The sequence below is a fragment of the Streptomyces sp. R41 genome, assembly GCF_041053055.1.
Taxonomy (GTDB): domain Bacteria; phylum Actinomycetota; class Actinomycetes; order Streptomycetales; family Streptomycetaceae; genus Streptomyces.
This window is the reverse complement of sequence record NZ_CP163443.1, coordinates 4180938-4200131: the sequence shown is the minus strand read 5'-3', so window position 1 is coordinate 4200131 and position 19194 is coordinate 4180938. Positions and strand designations below refer to the sequence as shown.

Annotated in this window: 19 protein-coding genes; 13 read left to right on the top strand and 6 right to left on the bottom strand. The window is 69.3% G+C overall.

Going from position 1 to position 19194, the window contains the following annotated elements; genetic code table 11:
- The first annotated feature begins 173 nt into the window (after positions 1-173).
- Together AB5J53_RS19330 and AB5J53_RS19325 are read left to right on the top strand one after the other, a co-directional pair.
- Positions 174-1763 carry an RDD family protein gene (locus tag AB5J53_RS19330; RefSeq protein ID WP_369246908.1) on the top strand — a complete coding sequence of 530 codons (1590 nt, stop codon included), beginning with the start codon at positions 174-176 and terminating at the stop codon, positions 1761-1763.
- Between the two features lie 99 nt (positions 1764-1862).
- Positions 1863-2546, top strand: a complete 684-nt coding sequence (locus AB5J53_RS19325; RefSeq protein ID WP_369246907.1) for an RDD family protein — start codon at positions 1863-1865, stop codon at positions 2544-2546.
- Positions 2547-2705: 159 nt separating this feature from the next.
- On the opposite strand, the gene AB5J53_RS19320 is transcribed toward AB5J53_RS19325, so the two are convergent.
- A complete protein-coding gene (locus tag AB5J53_RS19320) occupies positions 2706-3005 on the bottom strand; it encodes a hypothetical protein (protein WP_369246906.1) in 300 nt (99 codons plus the stop codon).
- A gap of 441 nt (positions 3006-3446) precedes the next feature.
- On the opposite strand from AB5J53_RS19320, the gene AB5J53_RS19315 reads away from it, so the two are divergent.
- Both AB5J53_RS19315 and AB5J53_RS19310 read left to right on the top strand, forming a co-directional pair.
- Positions 3447-5801, top strand: a complete 2355-nt coding sequence (locus tag AB5J53_RS19315) for an immune inhibitor A domain-containing protein (protein ID WP_369246905.1) — start codon at positions 3447-3449, stop codon at positions 5799-5801.
- 122 nt (positions 5802-5923) lie between these two features.
- On the top strand, positions 5924-6265 hold the full coding sequence (locus tag AB5J53_RS19310; protein WP_369246904.1) for a hypothetical protein: 342 nt from the start codon (positions 5924-5926) through the stop codon (positions 6263-6265).
- Between the two features lie 615 nt (positions 6266-6880).
- Here the strand turns inward: AB5J53_RS19310 and AB5J53_RS19305 are convergent.
- Positions 6881-7465 carry an isochorismatase family protein gene (locus AB5J53_RS19305; RefSeq protein ID WP_369246903.1) on the bottom strand — a complete coding sequence of 195 codons (585 nt, stop codon included), beginning with the start codon at positions 7463-7465 and terminating at the stop codon, positions 6881-6883.
- A 357-nt stretch (positions 7466-7822) separates the two neighbouring features.
- The gene (locus AB5J53_RS19300) at positions 7823-9151 is read right to left on the bottom strand and encodes a nicotinate phosphoribosyltransferase (RefSeq protein WP_369246902.1); all 1329 of its coding nucleotides are present in this window, start codon (positions 9149-9151) and stop codon (positions 7823-7825) included.
- A 91-nt stretch (positions 9152-9242) separates the two neighbouring features.
- On the opposite strand from AB5J53_RS19300, the gene clpS reads away from it, so the two are divergent.
- The 7 genes from clpS to AB5J53_RS19265 all read left to right on the top strand — a co-directional run bounded on the left by clpS (position 9243) and on the right by AB5J53_RS19265 (position 14198).
- Positions 9243-9560: an ATP-dependent Clp protease adapter ClpS gene (clpS, locus tag AB5J53_RS19295; protein ID WP_028804747.1), complete on the top strand. Its 318-nt coding sequence runs from the start codon at positions 9243-9245 to the stop codon at positions 9558-9560.
- Positions 9561-9666: 106 nt separating this feature from the next.
- The gene (locus tag AB5J53_RS19290) at positions 9667-10272 is read left to right on the top strand and encodes a DUF2017 domain-containing protein (protein WP_369246901.1); all 606 of its coding nucleotides are present in this window, start codon (positions 9667-9669) and stop codon (positions 10270-10272) included.
- Between the two features lie 354 nt (positions 10273-10626).
- Positions 10627-12078, top strand: coding sequence for an amino acid permease (locus AB5J53_RS19285; RefSeq protein ID WP_369246900.1), 1452 nt, complete (start codon positions 10627-10629; stop codon positions 12076-12078).
- Positions 12079-12200: 122 nt separating this feature from the next.
- The gene (locus tag AB5J53_RS19280; RefSeq protein ID WP_369246899.1) at positions 12201-12623 is read left to right on the top strand and encodes a Mov34/MPN/PAD-1 family protein; all 423 of its coding nucleotides are present in this window, start codon (positions 12201-12203) and stop codon (positions 12621-12623) included.
- Positions 12624-12734: 111 nt separating this feature from the next.
- The gene (locus tag AB5J53_RS19275) at positions 12735-12836 is read left to right on the top strand and encodes a putative leader peptide (protein ID WP_313904860.1); all 102 of its coding nucleotides are present in this window, start codon (positions 12735-12737) and stop codon (positions 12834-12836) included.
- 115 nt (positions 12837-12951) lie between these two features.
- Positions 12952-13230 carry a MoaD/ThiS family protein gene (locus AB5J53_RS19270; protein ID WP_369246898.1) on the top strand — a complete coding sequence of 93 codons (279 nt, stop codon included), beginning with the start codon at positions 12952-12954 and terminating at the stop codon, positions 13228-13230.
- Between the two features lie 17 nt (positions 13231-13247).
- Complete coding sequence (locus AB5J53_RS19265; protein WP_369246897.1) at positions 13248-14198, top strand: PLP-dependent cysteine synthase family protein; 951 nt, start codon at positions 13248-13250, stop codon at positions 14196-14198.
- A gap of 128 nt (positions 14199-14326) precedes the next feature.
- On the opposite strand, the gene AB5J53_RS19260 is transcribed toward AB5J53_RS19265, so the two are convergent.
- On the bottom strand, positions 14327-14785 hold the full coding sequence (locus AB5J53_RS19260) for a type II toxin-antitoxin system PemK/MazF family toxin (protein WP_369246896.1): 459 nt from the start codon (positions 14783-14785) through the stop codon (positions 14327-14329).
- Positions 14786-15047: 262 nt separating this feature from the next.
- On the opposite strand from AB5J53_RS19260, the gene AB5J53_RS19255 reads away from it, so the two are divergent.
- Positions 15048-15800 carry an MBL fold metallo-hydrolase gene (locus AB5J53_RS19255; protein ID WP_369246895.1) on the top strand — a complete coding sequence of 251 codons (753 nt, stop codon included), beginning with the start codon at positions 15048-15050 and terminating at the stop codon, positions 15798-15800.
- A 94-nt stretch (positions 15801-15894) separates the two neighbouring features.
- Here the strand turns inward: AB5J53_RS19255 and AB5J53_RS19250 are convergent, their stop codons facing one another.
- Together AB5J53_RS19250 and AB5J53_RS19245 are read right to left on the bottom strand one after the other, a co-directional pair.
- A complete protein-coding gene (locus AB5J53_RS19250; RefSeq protein ID WP_369246894.1) occupies positions 15895-17145 on the bottom strand; it encodes a PTS transporter subunit EIIC in 1251 nt (416 codons plus the stop codon).
- A 274-nt stretch (positions 17146-17419) separates the two neighbouring features.
- Positions 17420-18709: a PTS transporter subunit EIIC gene (locus AB5J53_RS19245; protein WP_369246893.1), complete on the bottom strand. Its 1290-nt coding sequence runs from the start codon at positions 18707-18709 to the stop codon at positions 17420-17422.
- Positions 18710-18884: 175 nt separating this feature from the next.
- Between AB5J53_RS19245 and AB5J53_RS19240 the strand changes: the two genes are divergently transcribed.
- Positions 18885-19118, top strand: a complete 234-nt coding sequence (locus tag AB5J53_RS19240; protein WP_362501359.1) for a PTS glucose/sucrose transporter subunit IIB — start codon at positions 18885-18887, stop codon at positions 19116-19118.
- Positions 19119-19194 lie beyond the last annotated feature (76 nt).

The following is a 19194-nucleotide window of genomic DNA, read 5'->3' as shown; positions in this document are numbered from 1 at the left end:
CCTTCGGCGACCGGGGTCGGCCCCTTCCCGGACAACCGCGGAAGCCCGGCCGCAAGAGGTGTCGGAACCTTGCCCGAAAGGGGTGGGTACGGCGGGAGCGGCCGTGACGCGTGCGCCGGTCTGATAGATGTGGAGCCTCCAAAAGACCCCCGAGCAGATACGGGACGACGGACATGAGCGCCCCAACCCCGGCCCCCGGTGACGACAGGCCCCGCGAAGGGTATTACCCGGACCCCTCCATTCCTGGATATGTCCGGTACTGGAACGGTGCCGCCTGGGTACCGGGTACGAGCCGTCCGGCGCCGTCCGACGGCGAACCGCTCGCACCGCCGCCCGGCGTCCGCCCGGCCCATGTGCCGGCACCGGCGCCCGCGCCGGCGGAGGAGACCGGCCCCCACTTCTTCGACGAGGACCCCCAGCCCCCGGTGTCCCCCGCCGACGCGCAGCACGGCAGCCGGCCCGAGCCCGCCGCCGCGTGGGGTGCCGACCGCTCCCAGCAGTCCGGCTTCGGCGGCGAACAGGACCGCCGGGTGTCCTGGGGCGCGCCTCAGGGCGCCGACCCGCGCGTGCCCCGCGCGGCACAGTCGGCCGACGACATCGTCCAGCCCGACGGCAAGTCCTCCCGCACGGACGGTACGGCGACGATCCCGCCCGCGGACTCCAGCGGCGGCCGGCCCCCGGCGTCCGGCGGCACCGTGGTGTTCCGCCGTCCCACGGGGCCGGTGCGGCCCGCAGGGTCGGAGGGCACGCCCGGCGCGGGCAGTACGGGGAACCCGGGTTCCGCGACGCCCGGCGCCAAGGACCCCCTCCCTTCCGAGGGGACCATGGCCTTCCGCGCGCTCTCCCCGCGCACGGGGCGGCAGCACGGGGCGCAGACCGGGGGCACGGGCCCGGCGGCGGGCGCATCCGGCACGGCCGGTGCGGCCGGTACTTCCGGTACGCCCGGTGCTTCCGGCGCTTCCCCCGCCTCCGGCGCTCCCGGCGCGGGCGGCCACGCCGGTGGCGGCTTCGGCGCCGGGCAGGCCGCCCAAGCGGCGGCCGCCGCCCGCAACGCCCCTTCCACGCCTTCCACGCCCTCCACGCCCGCCACCCCCTCCGTCCCCCAGCAGTCCGGCGGCCCCACCCCCATGACCTCGGGCCCCGGTGGTGGACAGCCCTCCTGGGCGCAGCAGGTGCACCGCCTCGCGGGTGCCACGGACGACGAGGGGCAGCCGGTCGCGCCGTGGAAGCCGCCGGTCGACGACATCTTCCAGGCGGCCGCGCGGCGGCAGTCGGCGGCGCGGCCCGCGGGCCTGGGCAAGCGGCTGACCGCACGGCTCGTGGACACCGTCGTGCTCGCCGGTGTCACCGCAGTGGCCGCCGTGCCGCTGGGCACCCAGGCGATCGACCACATCAACGAGAAGATCGACGCGGCCAAGCTGTCCGGCGAGAAGGTCACGGTCTGGCTGCTCGACGGCACCACCACGAGCTGCCTCGGCATCGTCCTCGCCGTCCTGCTCGTCTTCGGCGTCCTGTACGACGCGCTGCCCACCGCGAAGTGGGGCCGCACCCTCGGCAAGAAGCTGTGCGGCATCGAGGTGCGCGACATCGAGGGCCACGAACCGCCGACCTTCGGCCGGGCCCTGCGCCGCTGGCTCGTCTACAGCGTCCCGGGCCTGCTCGTGGTCGGTGTCGTCGGCGTGCTGTGGTGCCTGTTCGACAAGCCGTGGCGGCAGTGCTGGCACGACAAGGCGGCCCACACTTTCGTGGCCGCGTCCTCGTGAAGCCGCGTCCTTCCTGAAGCCCCGCCGGCGTAGCCGTTCCGGTCCCCCGGACGGCCCTCGCCGGATGCGGAGCCGGAGGGTTCGCGGTCGACTCGGGCCATGAGCAGTGAACCGCCGCCCCCTGGCTCCGGTCAGCCACCGGAAGAAGACCCGTTCAAGAAGCAGCCCTCGCCCGCCGAGGGCGGCGGTTCCCCGTACGACACCCCTCCGCCGCCGGGCGGCGGCTCTCCGTACGGCGAGCCACCCCCGCCGTACGGAGGCGGCGAACCACCCCCCTACGGAGGCGGCGGACCCTACGGCCCCGGCGGCCCCTACGGCGGCGATCCGCTCGCCGGCATGCCCCCGCTCGCCGACAGCGGCAAACGGGTGCTGGCGAGGATCCTCGACATGATCCTGGTGGGCATCGTGGTGTGGCTGGTGTCCTTGGCCTTCGGGTTCCACCAGTACACAGTGAACACGGACAAGATCAAGTTCGGCGAATCCTTCGGGAAGGAAGTGATCGCCGCCGTGCTCTACGTCGCCTACGACACCATCTTGATGAGCAGATCAGGGCAGACCCTCGGCAAGAAGCTGCTCAACCTGCGGGTGGCCAACCTCGACAACGGCTCCACGCCCTCCGTGCAGACCATGCTGACCCGCTCGCTGGTCCTGTGGCTCCCGTTCGCGTTCTGCTGCGCGTGCATCTGGACCGCGATCGCGGGCGGTTGGAGCTTCTTCGACAAGCCCTACAAGCAGGGCCTGCACGACAAGGCGGCCAAGACGGTGGTGGTCAGCACGAGTTGACGTACACGGTCGGCCTCGTTCGGAAGGGGCAGACCCCAGCAGGGCGGCGGCAACGCTCCGAAAACCGGCGGGTCCGTGGTTCACGGGCCCGCCCGTTCACGTGCGAGGCGTACCAGGGATCCACGGACCCGCCGGTTCACGTACGAGGCGTACCTGGCGTCACGGGCCGGCCGGCTCGCTTACGGGCTCGGGCGCCGAGGAGGCGGACACGGACGCGGTCTCGCGCCGCACGGGCACCCGCTCGACCGGAACGGGAGCCGGCGTCCGAGCCGCGGCGGACGGCGTGGGCTTCGGCAGCGGGACCGTCATGGCGACGAGCAGCCCGAGGGCGAGCGCCGAGAGAGTGATCAGCGCGATCCCCAGGCCCGAACTCGTCTGAGACAGCAGCAGCATGGCGAGGGTGGAGAAGATCACGGTGCAGGAACCGTAGGCGAGCTGTGCGGCGGTCGGACGAGGCATGGCAATCGTGTCCTCGGGTGGGGGTTCTCCCCCCGGTGCCTCTCGCGATGGGGGAGGGTGCGGATAAGAATCGGGGGTGAGGCAACGGTGTCGGCTTGGCTTTCCGCCGACTTCCGACGCTCCGCCAATCGACTCTATTCGCCTGCATGCCCGAGTGGAACGACTGGTAAGCGTGACCTTACCCACGGTGCCGGTGCACAGGGGGCGCACGGAGTCATTACGTCCATCAAGTGGACATATGAGCGCGCCCGTTGGGGGTCGGCCGGAGTGTTCGGATAGCGAACCTCCGCTCCGCATAACGCACTTGCCAGGTTCAAGTCAAGATCTGTCTTTTCTTTGGTAACTCCGGTCAAATGTCGTCACTTGAATCGCGTATACGCGCGCGGACCTCCATGACCGGGATCCCCCATCCGCGTGAGCGGACGCGGGGGAGGACATCAAGTGACCAGCAGACCATGGACGTTCAGAGCGGCAGCGGTGGGCGTCGCCCTCGCGGCGGCAACCGCCACGTTCTCCACGTTCGCCGTGGCGGAGGCCGACTCGGCCGCCAAGCCACCGGCCGTCGACCGCCACGACCCGCAGCCGGTCAAGAACACGGTCGACCACGACCTCGACGGGCCGCTCAGCAAGACCCGGAACGCGCAGCGCCAAGAGGCCCTGAACCAGGTCATATCCGGCGATGCCAAGGTCCAGGACCGCAACGGCTCGCAGGTCGTTCAGCTGAAGAGCAAGAAGGGCGACAGCAAGTACGTCGAGCTCGGCCGCGAGAAGACCGACAAGATCTTCACGATCCTGGTCGAGTTCGGCGACAAGGTCGACAGTACGGCCGGCGGCACCGCCGGCCCGCTGCACAACCAGATATCCCAGCCGGACCGCGCCAAGGACAACAGCACGGCCTGGCAGGCGGACTACAACCAGAAGCACTTCCAGGACCTCTACTTCGGCACCGGCAAGAACGTCGAGTCGATGAAGAAGTTCTACGAGAAGCAGTCCTCGGGCCGCTACTCGGTCGACGGCGAGGTCGCGGACTGGGTCAAGGTCCCCTACAACGAGGCCCGTTACGGCAACAACGCCTGCGGCTCCACCAACTGCCCGAGCGTGTGGAACGTCGTCAGCGACGGCGTCACCGCGTGGGTCGCCCAGCAGAAGGCGGCCGGCAAGACCGACGCGGCCATCAAGGCGGACCTGGCGAACTTCGACCAGTGGGACCGCTACGACTTCGACGGCGACGGCGACTTCAACGAGCCCGACGGCTACATCGACCACTTCCAGATCGTGCACGCCGGTGAGGACGAGTCCGCGGGCGGCGGCGTCCAGGGCACCGACGCGATCTGGGCCCACCGCTGGTACGCGTTCGGCACCGACGCGGGCGCCACGGGTCCGGCCGACAACAAGCTCGGCGGCGCGCAGATCGGCGACACCGGCATCTGGGTCGGCGACTACACCATCCAGCCGGAGAACGGCGGACTCGGCGTCTTCGCCCACGAGTACGGCCACGACCTCGGTCTGCCGGACCACTACGACACCGCGGGCGGAGACAACTCCACCGGCTTCTGGACGCTGATGTCGTCCGGTTCCTGGCTCGGCACGGGCAAGCAGTCCATCGGCGACCTGCCGGGCGACTTCAACGCCTGGGACAAGCTGCAGCTCGGCTGGCTCAACTACGACACGGCCAAGGCCGGCAAGCAGTCCACGCACAAGCTGGGCGTCGCCGAGTACAACACCTGGAACAAGCAGGCGCTCGTCGTCACGCTCCCCGACAAGGAGGTCACGACCACGGTCGTCACCCCGGCGCAGGGCTCGACCCAGTGGTGGAGCGGCAGTGGTGACAACCTCAAGAACACGCTGACCCGTTCGGTCGACCTCACCGGTAAGTCCTCGGCCACGCTGACCCTGGACGGCTACTACGACATCGAGGCCAACTACGACTTCCTCTACACCGAGGTCTCGACCGACGGCGGCGCCAACTGGACCGCTCTCGACGGCACGGTGGACGGTCAGCCCATCCCGCACGACGCCAGCGACAAGCCGGCCCTGACCGGCACGGTCGACGGCTACAAGAAGCTGTCGTACTCCCTGGGCGCCTACGCGGGCAAGAAGATCGACGTCCGCTTCCGCTACCAGACCGACGGTGGCGTGGCCCAGAAGGGCTTCGCGGCCGACGAGATCGCGCTGACCGCCGACGGTGCGACGGTGTTCTCCGACAACGCGGAGGCCGCTGACGCCGCTTGGACCGCGACCGGCTTCTCCCGCATCGGCGCGTCCTTCACCAAGGACTACGCGCAGTACTACCTCGCCGAGAACCGCCAGTACGTCTCGTACGACAAGACCCTCAAGGTCGGCCCGTACAACTTCGGCTTCTCGACGACCCGTCCGGACTGGGTGGAGCACTACCCGTACCAGAACGGCCTGTTGATCTGGAAGTGGGACACCTCGCAGGCGGACAACAACACCAGCCAGCACCCGGGTGTCGGCCTCGCGCTTCCGGTCGACGCGCACCCGAAGGCCCTGTGGTGGTCCAACGGCACGCTGATGCGCAACCGCATCCAGGCCTACGACTCGACGTTCAGCCTGTACCGCACGGACGGCATCACGCTGCACAGCGCGGACGTCGCGACGAAGATCCCGTCGTCGAAGGGGGTGTCGGTCTTCAACGACCACACCAGCGACTACTACGACAACAGGAACCCGACCGGCGGCGTCAAGATCACTGACACCAACACCAAGATCAAGATCGTCAAGGAGGCCAAGGACGGCTCCACGATCTCGCTCCAGGTCGGCCCCGCGGTGAAGTAGTCGGCATTTCCGCAGGTCAGAAGGCGATCGGCGGCGACCCCCTGGCGGGTTGCCGCCGATCCGTGTTTAGGTGCGTCCTGTGCCTCGCTTATTGACACTGACTCGCACGGGGGTGTGACCGCATGGCCGCAGGAGGTTTCTGCAAGCTGCCGAACGGCAGCGTGGTGGTGGCGTTGAACCTGCCCAGCCCGTCGGGCTCGGGCGGCGGCTGCGTGCGCTTCCTGGTCCTCGCCCAGAACCGCGCCCGAGCCCTGACACGGCTGCGTAACTTGGGCATGCGTGCGGTCTACCTCCGCGGCAACGCGGCGCCCCCCACCCCGGACGAGATCACCGCGGTCCTGCACCACCCCGACGGCCTCATATGGCGTACGGCCCCTGACATCGGTGTCGCGGGCCCGGAACTGGCCCAGGAGCTCTGGCACCCGATCAGAGCCCTGCTGAGACGCCCCGCGGCGCAGGCGTGAGACGGGTGTCTTGAGAGCGCGGGAACTCTGAATCCGCCGGGCGGGCGGATTCCCGCCGCGACGGCGGGCAGCGGGGACGGCGGGCAGCGGGGACGGCGGGCAGCGGGGACGGCGGGCGGCGGGGACGGCGGGCGGCCGTGACGGCGGGCAGCGGCTGCGGCCGGGCGGCCATGCCCCGAGCAGCGGGGACGCCGGGCCGCCGTGACGGCGGGCAGTGGGGACGCCGGGCGGCCATGACGGCGGGCAGCCGGAACTCCGGGCGGCCATGACGGCGGGCAGCCGGAACTCCGGGCAGCGGGGACTCCGGGCGGCCCATGATGGCGGGCAGCGGCGCCGGCAAGCAGCGGCGACGCCGAGGGCCATGACGCCGAGCGGCTATGACGTCGGGCAGCGGGTACGCCGGGCGGCCGTGACGGCGGGCAGCCGGAACGCCGGGCAGCGGGGACTCCGAGCGGCCCATGACGCCGAGCAGCGGGAACGTCGGGCAGCGGCTATGGCCGGACAGCCATGACGCCGGGCAGCGGCGACGGCACGTCTCGGTGGTGCCGAATCCGCCGGACCGTCCGTGGGACGCTCCCCGCAGGGGCGCCCCTCCGTGGGACGCTCCCGCAGGGGCTAGACGACGGGCTTGCCCGTGAGCTCCACCCCGGCTGCCCGGAGCTCCTCCAGGGCCCGCTCCGTCGTCTCCTCGGCCACTCCGGCCGTGAGGTCGAGCAGGACCTGGGTGCGGAAGCCCTCGCGGGCCGAGTCGAGGGCGGTGGCCCGCACGCAGTGGTCCGTGGCGATGCCGACCACGTCCACCTCGTTGATCTCCCGGGCGCGCAGCCAGTCGCCGAGCGAGACCCCGTTCTCGTCGACACCCTCGAAGCCGCTGTACGCCGCCGCGTAGGCGCCCTTGTCGAACACGGCGTCGATCGCGCCGGAGGCGACGGCCGGGGCGAAGTTCGGGTGGAAGCCCACCCCCTCCGTGCCGGCCACGCAGTGCGCGGGCCAGGAGTGCACGTAGTCGGGGTTGTCGGCGAAGTGGCCGCCGGGGGCGATGTGGAGGTCGCGGGTGGCCACGACATGGCGGTAGCCGGCGGGCGCCTGCCCGATCAGCTCCGTGATGGCGGCGGCCACATCGGCACCCCCGGCCACCGCGAGGCTGCCACCCTCGCAGAAGTCGTTCTGCACGTCTACGACGATCAAGGCGCGGCGCATGGTCGGTGTCCTTCGGCTTGGCAGGAGGTCGGTGGATGGGGTGCGGGCCCGGCCGTTGCTGCATTCTTCCCGGGGGACACCCCCCGGACCCCCGGCCGGAAGACGGCTTGGGCTCCTGAAGAGCGTTCCCACGGTCACAGTTGGTGTACCGAGCCTAGAGACTTCAAGTGCGCTGCGGGAGGGGGCTTTTGGCTTCCGCGAGCCGCGCAGGCACGCTGCCGTTGCATTCCCGCTCACCGGTTGTTCATGCGTGGCCGCACGAGTGGGCACTCATGGGGCCACTGGGGCGCCGCCCCGGCGAGGCCGGCGCCCACCTCGCGGGCGTACTCCGTGGATCTCGGACGTACTGCGTGGGTCTCAGAGGTATTGCGTGGGAATCACCGGCTCCCCGCGCGAGAGCTGCGTCGCCGACAGCGGCAGGTTGGCGCGGGCCGCCGCGTGCCGGTCGCGTACGACGTCGAGGGGCTCGCGGGCGACGACCTGGCCGCCCTTGATCAGCTCGACCAGGAGCTGGTGGTCGACCAGCTCACCGGGGACCGGCCCGGTGCCGATCACCTCGGCCTCGGCGACCCCGTGCTCGTCGGGGCGCCGCGCGGCCCACTTGCGCCCACCGATGGACGTCTTGCCCCCGGTCGACTTCTTGGCCACGGGCAGCAGCGGGGCCTTCAGGTCCGCCGACTCGGCCCGGGCGACCAGCTTGTAGACCATGGAGCAGGTGGGATGGCCGGATCCCGTCACCAGCTGGGTGCCGACGCCGTACGCGTCCACGGGCGCGGCCGCCAGCGAGGCGATCGCGTACTCGTCCAGGTCGGAGGTCACGATGATCTTCGTACGGGTCGCGCCCAGCTCGTCCAGCTGCTGCCGCACCCGGTGCGCCACCAGCAGCAGGTCGCCGGAGTCGATGCGCACCGCGCCCAGGTCGGTCCCGGCGACCTCGACGGCCATCCGGACCGCCTCGGCGACGTCGTACGTGTCCACGAGCAGCGTGGTGCCGCGGCCGAGCGAGTTCACCTGCGCCTGGAAGGCGTCCCGCTCGCGGTCGTGCAGCAGGGTGAAGGCATGTGCGGAGGTGCCGACGGTCGGAATCCCGTAACGGAACCCGGCGGCCAGGTCGGAGGTGGTGGTGAACCCGCCGACGTACGCGGCCCGCGCGGCGGCGACCGCGGCCAGTTCGTGCGTGCGCCGTGCGCCCATCTCGATCAGCGGCCGCTCCCCGGCGGCGGAGGACATCCGGGAGGCGGCGGCCGCGATCGCCGAGTCGTGGTTGAGGATGGAGAGGATCACCGTCTCCAGGAGCACGCACTCCGCGAAGGATCCCTCGACCCGCAGGATCGGCGAGCCCGGGAAGTACACCTCGCCCTCGGGATAGCCCCATACGTCGCCGCTGAAGCGGTACGAGGTGAGCCACTCCAGGGTCGGTTCGTCCACGATCCGCTGCTCGCGCAGAAAACCGAGGACGTCCGCGTCGAAGCGGAAGTTCTCGACGGCGTCGAGAACGCGGCCGGTCCCGGCCACGACCCCGTAGCGCCGCCCGTCGGGCAGTCGCCGCGTGAAGACCTCGAAGACCGAGCGCCGCTCGGCGGTCCCCGCGGCCAGCGCGGCCTGCAACATCGTCAGCTCGTACTGGTCCGTGAAGAGCGCCGTCGAGGGAACATCCACCGGCAGCCCAAGGTCCGCTGTGTTCATGACGGGATCGTACCCCCATCTCGTCACTCTGACGATTTGTGGGTCCGATTTGGGGGACCCGTTTGTGCGGGTACCCGTGTCTGGTGGCAGCATGGGCGATGTGACGGCTCCCGCACCCCTAGAGATCGAAAAGACCGAGTCGGCGGAGGAGGTCTTCGCCGTACCCGAGCCGGACGTCCCCTGGGTCACCATCGTCCACAACGACCCGGTCAACCTCATGAGCTACGTGACGTATGTCTTCCAGACGTACTTCGGCTACACCAAGGACAAGGCCACCAAGCTCATGCTGGACGTTCACCACAAGGGCCGGGCGGTCGTCTCCAGCGGCACGCGCGAGGAGATGGAGCGCGACGTACAGGCCATGCACGGCTACGGTCTGTGGGCCACCCTTCAGCAGGACCGAAAGTAGCCCGATAGCGCCCGAGCCCCGGAAGCCGAGAACGGCGAGCAGGAACCGGAAGCAGCCCGCACAGCCCGCACACGTGGCGCAGGACCGGAAGTAGCGAACTCACTCCATGCCAGGACACTTCGAACCGCTCCCCGGCGGCGGCGCGGCCGTCGCGCTCGACGAGGTCGAGATCTCCATCATCCGCTCCCTCGCCGTCCAGCTCCTGGAGCTCATCGGTCCCGGCCCCGCGGAGAACGCCCCCGGCGACCCACTGGCCGAGCTGTTCGCGGAGGGGCCCAGCGAGCCGCCCACCGACCCCGTGCTGCAGCGCCTCTTCCCCGATGCCTACAGCGGCCCCGACGTCGAGGCCGGCTCGCCGGAGCAGGCCGAGGAGCAGCGGGTGTACTCCGCGGAGTTCCGCCGCTTCACCGAGAACGATCTGCGCGCGGCCAAGCGCGAGAACGCCCTCGCGGTGATCCGCTCGCTGGACGCCCTGACGCCCGGCGGCGACGGCGGCGCGGTCCTCAAGCTGTCCGCCGAGGAGTCCGAGCAGTGGCTGCGCGCCCTCAACGACCTGCGCCTGGCGATCGGCTCCCGGCTCGATGTCGTCGACGAGGAGGACACCGACCTCCTCTACCGGCTCCCGGACGAGGACCCGCGCAAGCCGATGGTGATGGCGTATCTGTGGCTGGGCGGGCTTCAGGAGAGCCTCGTCGAAACCCTCATGCCCTGATCAACTGGGATTCTTGTGCCCTGATCCGTAGGGATAAGCACCCTCTGGTGTTCGCTCAACGGACGCTCAATTCCGGATAACGATCGCGTCACCGCTCTGGCCGCTTATGCGGCCCTGCGTGTTTGTTTGTCCACTTCTCCCTGTGGCATGCCTTACACCAGCCACAGCCGATCAATGTTGCGGCCGTGATAAATCTTCACGACCGCCCGACAGGACACCACCCATGTCCGGTCGGGTGCGCCACCAGCCGGCGGATCGCCGGCCAGGCATAAAGCTCCACCATCCGGGGGGATCGGAACCCGATCCGAGGCCAAGGGACTGGCTCGGATCGGCATGGAGAAAGGCGCATCACACATGACCTCATCGCAGGTCGACAAGCAGTACGACGGCAGTGAGGCCGTGGGCGGCGACGCCCCCGAAGAGGGGTACGAACGCGGGCTCGGCAGCCGTCAGGTCCAGATGATCGCGATCGGCGGCGCCATCGGTGTCGGCCTGTTCCTGGGAGCCGGGGCGAACATCGCCAAGGCCGGACCCAGTCTCATCCTCATGTACGCCCTCGCGGGCGTGATCATCTTCTTCATCATGCGGGCGCTCGGCGAGCTGCTCCTCTACCGCCCGGTCTCGGGGTCCTTCGCGGAGTACTCCCGCGAGTTCCTCGGCCCGTTCTTCGGCTACTTCACCGGCTGGACGTACTGGCTGATGTGGGTCGTCACCGGCATGGCCGAGCTCACGGCCGCCGCGATCTACGTCCACTACTGGTTCCCGCAGGTCCCGCAATGGGTGACGGCACTGGTCTTCCTGGTTGTCCTGTTCGTGGCCAACCTGATCTCGGTGAAGCTCTTCGGCGAGATCGAGTTCTGGTTCTCGATGGTCAAGGTCACCGCGCTGATCGGCATGATCGTGATCGGCCTCGGTGTCCTCACCTTCGGCTTCAGTGCCGCCGGTGACACCGCCACCGTCTCCAACCTCTGGCAGTTCGACGGCTTCTTCCCCAAGGGCATCGGCTCCTCCCTGATGACCCTGCAGGGCGTCATGTTCGCCTACCTCGCCGTCGAGCTGGTCGGTGTCACGGCGGGCGAGTCCGAGAACCCGGAGAAGACCCTCCCCAAGGCGATCAACACCCTGCCCTGGCGCATCGCCCTCTTCTACGTCGGTGCCCTCACGGTCATCCTCTGCGTCGTGAAGTGGACGGAGTTCGCACCGGGCGTCAGCCCGTTCGTGAAGGCCTTCGCGATGATCGGCATCCCGGCGGGCGCGGGCATCGTCAACTTCGTGGTGCTGACCGCGGCCCTGTCCTCCTGCAACTCCGGCATGTACTCCACCGGCCGCATGCTGCGCACCCTGGCCGACAACGGCGAGGCGCCGAGGGTCTTCAACAAGCTCTCCTCGACCAAGACCCCCGCGATCGGCATCACCGTCTCGGTGCTCTTCATGGGCATCGGCGTGGTCCTGAACTACATCGTCCCGGAGAAGGCCTTCGGCTACGTCACCTCGGTGGCCACCGCGGCCGGCATCTGGACCTGGCTGATGATCCTGATCAGCCACATCCTGTACCGCCGCGCGGTCGACGCCGGGCGCCTGCCCGCGTCCTCCTTCCCGGCCCCGGGCGGCGCGAAGTGCAGCTGGATCGCGGTCGTGTTCCTGCTCTTCGTCACCGGTCTGATCGCGTACGACGCCGACTCGCGCATCTGCCTGTACGTGATGGCCGGCTGGGCCGCCGTCCTGGCCGTCGGCTGGGCGGTCCTGAAGGCGCGGAACCCGGAGGTCACCGAGCGCCGCGAGCCGGAGTTCGAGAAGGTCGGCTGACCTTCCAGGCCAAGGTCGGCCGGCGTTCCTGACCGAGGTCGGCCGACCTTCCTGGTTCACCATGTGGGCCGCTCCGTACCACCCCTCGGTACGGAGTGGCCCTTCTGCTTATCCTGGCGAACATGCTGACCATCACCCAGGCCCTCTTCGACCAGATCGTCGCGCACGCGCGCCAGGACCACCCCGACGAGGCGTGCGGCGTCGTCGCGGGCCCGGTGGGCACCGGCCGCCCCGAGCGGTTCATCCCGATGCTCAACGCCGCCCGTTCGCCCACCTTCTACGAGTTCGACTCCGGCGACCTGCTGAAGCTGTACCGCGAGATGGACGACCGCGACGAGGAGCCGGTGATCATCTACCACTCCCACACCGCGACCGAGGCGTATCCGTCCCGCACGGACATCTCGTACGCGAACGAACCCGAGGCGCACTACGTCCTGGTCTCCACCGCCGACACGGACGACGCCGGCCCCTTCCAGTTCCGCTCGTACCGGATCGTGGAGGGCGAGGTGACGGAGGAGGAGATCAAGGTGGTGGAGGCGTACTGATCCGGACCGATCCAGGAGCGATCCCGACTCGATCCCGCAATTCGGTCAGAATTCATCCACTATCTGAGATCACATTCCGGGACCCGGACCGGGAATCGATACGATGAGCCCATGGTTTCCCACGACGTGAGCGACAAGACGCCGGGCATGCTGCTCGTGGCGCGGCTGCACGTCGACCTGTGCAGGCTGCAGAGCGCCATCTGTACGCGCTGATCCCTGCCGCCGCCGTACGGCCGTGAGCCGCGGCTCCGCATCCGGCGTACCCCCTGCTTTTCCCGCGCTGCCGCGCGCCCACCGACTGACTTCCTTCCGACAGGAGCCCCAAGCCATGGCCATCGAGGTCCGCATCCCCACCATCCTCCGCACCTACACCGGCGGCGAGAAGGCCGTCGAGGGCGGCGGCGCGACCCTCGCCGAGCTCCTCGCCGACCTCGAGACCCGGCACACGGGCATCCAGGCCCGCATCGTGGACGGCGGCGAACTGCGCCGCTTCGTCAACGTCTACCTGAACGACGAGGACGTCCGCTTCCTCGACGGAATCAACACCAAGCTGACCGACGGCGACAACGTCACGATCCTGCCGGCCGTCGCCGGTGGCATGGCCTGATCGGCCGCTGGTCTCCCATGCGCTACGACTCCCCGCTCGCGGCGGTGGGCAACACCCCTCTGGTGCGCCTGCCGCGGCTCTCGCCGTCCGCGGACGTCCGCATCTGGGCGAAGCTGGAGGACCGCAACCCGACGGGTTCGGTCAAGGACCGTCCGGCCCTGCACATGATTGAACAGGCCGAGAAGGACGGCCGGTTGACGCCCGGCTGCACGATCCTGGAGCCGACCTCCGGCAACACCGGCATCTCACTGGCCATGGCGGCGAAGCTCAAGGGCTACCGCATGGTGTGCGTGATGCCCGAGAACACCTCGCAGGAACGCCGCGACCTGCTCGGCATGTGGGGCGCGGAGATCATTTCCAGCCCCGCGGCGGGCGGCTCGAACACCGCCGTACGCGTCGCCAAGGAGCTGTCGGCCGAGCACCCGGACTGGGTGATGCTCTACCAGTACGGCAACCCGGACAACGCCGGCGCGCACTACGCGACGACGGGCCCCGAGATCCTCGCCGACCTCCCCTCGATCACCCACTTCGTGGCCGGCCTGGGCACGACCGGCACGCTGATGGGGGTCGGCCGCTTCCTGCGCGAGCAGAAGCCCGGCGTCAAGATCGTCGCGGCGGAGCCGCGCTACGACGACCTGGTGTACGGCCTGCGCAACCTCGACGAGGGCTTCGTGCCCGAGCTGTACGACGCGTCGGTCCTCACCTCCCGCTTCTCGGTCGGCTCCGCGGACGCGGTGACCCGTACCCGGGAACTCCTCCAGCAGGAGGGCATCTTCGCGGGCGTCTCCACGGGGGCCGCGCTGCACGCCGCGATCGGCGTCGGCAAGAAGGCCGTCGCCGCGGGTGAGTCCGCCGACATCGTCTTCGTCGTGGCCGACGGCGGCTGGAAGTACCTCTCGACGGGCGTCTACACAGCGGCGACCACGGAGGAAGCGATCGAGACGCTGCAGGGGCAGCTCTGGGCGTAGGCGAAAGATCGCGCAGTTCCCCGCGCCCTGAAGGGGCGCGGGGAACTGCGCGACAAGCCCCCACGCACCCGCAGCCAAAGGACAAATACGGGACGGGTAGGGGCGGAGGGGGCGAAAAACACCCCGCCTCAGCCCGCCAGGTAGCGCACCTGGTCCCACAACACCGGGTCCACGACCCCCACCCGGCGCCGAAAGTCCCACAGAGGGACGTCCCGCAGCTCATCCGTCTCCAGGAAGCTCGCCCGCCCGTGGGCATCCCCCACGGCCCCCGGCGGCAACGGAATCACCCCGGCCCGCTCATCGTGGTACTTGCTGGTGATCTTCGCGACGGTAGCGAAGTCCCCCCGCACGGCCAGCACCAGGCACGGCCGATCCTTCACCCCCGGCCCGTCCTCGTACGGAACATTCGCCCACCAGATCTCCGCCGGCCGTGGCCGCGGCGCCCCCCGCCGACGCACACCCGCCCGCCCGGGCGGACGCGTACTGCGGGCAGGCCGGCGCCCACGGCGCCCCCAGCCGTCCACCAGCGTCGCGACCAGCGCGAGCAGCACCACCGCCGCCAGCGCGAGCCACCAGGACGTGTCCATACCAAAGAAGGTACCGGCGCGTATGTCCGCCCGCCCCCCTGCCCGGTGCGGCCCGGCAGGGTGCGGCCCACCCCAGGGTCCATCCGAACCGGTGACAGCACAGGTGAGTTCGCCCACAACGGCCCCTGGCGGAGGAGCGACCCGCCCTTTTGCGCCTTACGCTCGACGGACCGCACGACCCCCGTTTTCCGTAACTGCTCCGAGTATCTGCACCCCGCATCTACTCTCTGCACTTCCTGCCAGCGCGGAGGTTCCAGCTCTTATGAAGCTCACCGTCGTCGGCTGCTCGGGGTCGTTCCCGTCCGCGGAATCGGCCTGCTCGAGCTACCTCGTAGAGGCCGACGGCTTCCGGCTGCTTCTCGACATGGGCAATGGTGCCCTTGGCGAGCTGCAGCGCCACTGCGGTCTCTACGACCTCGACGCGATCTTCCTCAGCCATCTGCACGCCGACCACTGCATCGACATGTGCGCCTACTTCGTCGCGCGCTACTACCGCCATGACGGCGGCCGCTGCGATCCGCTCCCCGTCTTCGGACCCGAGGGTACGGAGCAGCGCCTGACCACCGCGTACGCGGACACCCCCACCGCCTCCTCGATGAGCGAGGTCTTCGACTTCCACACGGTCAAGCCGGGCACGTTCGAGATCGGCCCGTTCACCGTGCACACGGAGCGGGTGCGCCACCCCGTGGAGGCGTACGGCATCCGAGTGGAGCACGGCGGCAAGTCGCTCACGTACTCCGGGGACACGGGGGTGACCGAGGCCCTGGACGAACTCGCCCGCGACACGGACCTGTTCCTGTGCGAGGCCGCGTTCACCCACGGCAAGGAGCACATCCCCGACCTCCACCTCAACGGCCGCGAGGCGGGCGAGACCGCCGCCCGCGCCGGCGCCCGCCGCCTCCTGCTCACCCACATCCCGCCGTGGACGGACCCCCAGGTCAACCTGGCGGACGCCCGCGCGGCGTACACGGGTCCTGCGGAACTGGCGATGCCTGGACTGTCGTACGAGATCTGAGCGCTCCCGCGCGCAAGCTCCGACCGCTCCCGCGCACGCGAAGGCCCCCGGAACCAGTCGGTTCCGGGGGCCTTCGGCTGTGTAGCCGGACGGCTCACGCCTTCGTGAGGTCCTCGAGTTCCTCCTCGGGCTCACGGCCCGGGGTGGCGAGGTTGAACTTGAGGATCGCGAAGCGGAAGACCACGTAGTAGATCAACGCGAAGACCAGGCCGATCGGGATGATCATCCATGGCTTGGTGGCCAGGCCCCAGTTCAGGAAGTAGTCGATGGCGCCGGCCGAGAAGCTGAAGCCGTGGTGCACGCCCAGGGCCCAAGTGACGGCCATCGAAAGTGCGGTCAGGACCGCGTGGATCACATAGAGGACCGGCGCGATGAACATGAACGCGAACTCGATCGGCTCGGTGATACCGGTGACGAAGGAGGTCAGCGCGAGCGAGAGCATCATGCCGCCGACGGCCTTGCGGCGCTCCGGGCGGGCGCAGTGCGTGATCGCCAGGGCGGCGGCCGGGAGGGCGAACATCATGATGGGGAAGAAGCCCGTCATGAACTGGCCCGCGGTCGGGTCGCCGTGGAAGAAGCGCGGCAGGTCGCCGTGCCATACGGCGCCGGCGGAGTCCTTGTAGGAGCCGATCTCCTGCCAGGCCACGGTGTTGACGAACTGGTGCATGCCGACCGGCAGCAGCGCGCGGTTGATGGCGCCGAAGATGCCCGCGCCGACGGCACCGAGGCCGGTCATCCACTCGCCGAAGTTGGTGATGACGTCGCCGATGGGCTCCCAGACCAGACCGAAGAAGACGCCCACGGCGGTGCCGATGAAGGCCATCAGGATGGGGACGAGGCGGCGGCCGTTGAAGAAGCCCAGCCAGTCGGGCAGCTTGGTGCGGTGGAAGCGCTGCCAGGTGACGGCGGCTATCAGGCCCATCACGATGCCGCCGAGGACCTTGGGGTCGTTGTATGTCGCGGCGATGTCCGCGCCCTTGGTGACCTTGGCGTCGGTGATCGGGAATGCGGTCAGCACGTTCTTGTAGACCAGGAAGCCGACCAGCGCCGCCAGGGCGGTGGAGCCGTCGGACTTCTTGGCGAAACCAATCGCGATGCCGACGCAGAAGAGCAGCGGCAGGTTGCTGAACACCGCGTCGCCGGCGGTCGCGAACACGGACGCGACCTTGTTCCAGCCGAGCCCGTCCTTGCCGAACACGTCATCCTGCCCGAGGCGGAGCAGGATGCCCGCCGCCGGCAGCACGGCGATCGGGAGCTGTAGGCTGCGGCCGACCTTCTGCAGGCCCTGGAACAGGCCGGATCCCCGCTTCTTCGCGGGAGCCGCCGTTGCGCTGGCGGTGCTCATAGTTCCTCCATGTGCCGGTGCTGCCGGGGGACGGGAAGGGCAAAAGGGGGTAGGCAGCATCCGCGTGGTCTACACCACTCAGTGGTGTAGACCTGTTGTAGCACGGTGAAGGCTGGATAAGGAACCCGCGAATTTTGTGGCCTGGGTCATAAGGGGAGGAACTGATTCCAGGCGTAAGAAAAGCGCCCCAGAAAGGGGCGCGAGGTACTGCGCGACAAGCCACGACGGCCCGCAGGCGAGGAGCCGCCCGGTGTCCTGTTACCCGGCGGAGCGCTTACGCCTTGGTGATGTCCTCCCGCTCCTCCTCCGGCTCCCGCCCCGGCGTCTTCAAGTCGAACTTCGTGATCGCGAACCGAAAGATCACGTAGTACACGACGGCGAAGCACAACCCGATCGGGATGATCGCCCACGGCTTGGTCGCCAGGTTCCAGTTGATGACGTAGTCGATGAGACCGGCGGAGAAGCTGAACCCGTCGTGCACCCCCAGCCCCCAAGTCACCGCCATCGACACACCCGTGAGCAGCGCGTGGACCACGTACAGCAGGGGCGCGATGAACAGGAAGGAGTACTCGATCGGCTCGGTGATGCCCGTGACGAACGACGTCAGCGCGACCGAGAGCATCAGCCCGCCGATCTCCTTGCGGCGGTTCGGCCGCGCGCAGTGCGTCATCGCCAGGGCCGCCGCGGGCAGCGCGAACATCATGATCGGGAAGAACCCTGAGGTGAACTGGCCCGCGTCGGGGTCACCGTTGAGGAACATGTTGATGTCCCCGTGCACGACCGTCCCGTCCGGCTTGGTGAAGCTGCCGAACTGGAACCAGATGGGCACGTTCAGGAACTGGTGCAGCCCGATCACGAGCAGCGCGCGGTTGGCCACGCCGAAGACGCCGGCACCCCAGGCGCCCAGCCCCACCAGCCAGTCGCTGAAGCTCTCCAGCCCATCACCGATCGGCGGCCAGATCCACAGGCACAGCGCGGCGAACGCGATGGCCACGAACGACATGATGATCGGCACCAGCCGGCGCCCGTTGAAGAAGCCGAGCCAGTCGACCAGCCTGGTGCGGTGGAAGCGCTGCCAGAAGTAGGCGGTCATCAGGCCCATGATGATGCCGCCGAAGACCCCCGGATTCTGGTACGTGAACCCCGTCACGGAGAAGTCGGGCGCCTGGCAGCCGATGTTCTGGATGACCTTCGCCTGCTGTCCGCAGCTCTCCGGGAACTCGTGCAGCACGCCCAGGTAGACGAGGAACCCCGTGACCGCCGCGAGCGCGGTGGACCCGTCCGCCTTCTTCGCCATGCCGATGGACACACCGACGCAGAAAAGCAGCGGCAGCCCGAGCTCGCCGTCCAGCAGCGCGCCGCCCGCGCCCTTCATCACCTTGGAGACGTTGTCCCAGCCGAGCCCGTCGGCGCCGAACACGTCCGGCTGGCCAAGCCGGTTGAGGATGCCGGCGGCCGGCAGCACCGCGATGGGGAGCTGGAGACTGCGGCCCATCTTCTGCAGGCCCTGGAACACGTTGTTCCAGCGGGCGCGCGCGGGTGAGACAGCGCTGTCGGCACTCATCGGTGTCCTCCCGGCAGGGCCGGTTTGGCGACTGCCCGCACACTGGTGTAGACCAGTTGACGACCGGTCGCTCTGTCGTGATCGCCATCATTCGGTACGTACGACATGACCGCTCGCGAAGATGGGCCAACTGTGGGTTACTGCGACAAAGCGGTTCGGATCAGGGAGTAGGGACATGGCCACCAAGGCTGAGAAGATCGTCGCCGGGCTCGGCGGGATCGACAACATCGAAGAGGTCGAGGGCTGCATCACCCGCCTGCGCACCGAGGTCAACGACCCCTCGCTGGTCGACGAGGCCGCCCTGAAGGCCGCCGGCGCCCACGGAGTCGTCAAGATGGGCACCGCCATCCAGGTCGTCATCGGCACCGACGCGGACCCGATCGCGGGCGAGATCGAAGACATGATGTGAGACCCGGGGTCTCCTAGAGCCCTGGCTCACCCCTGAGGGGCTGCTTCCGTCACCGGCGGCAGCCCCTCACCCGTAT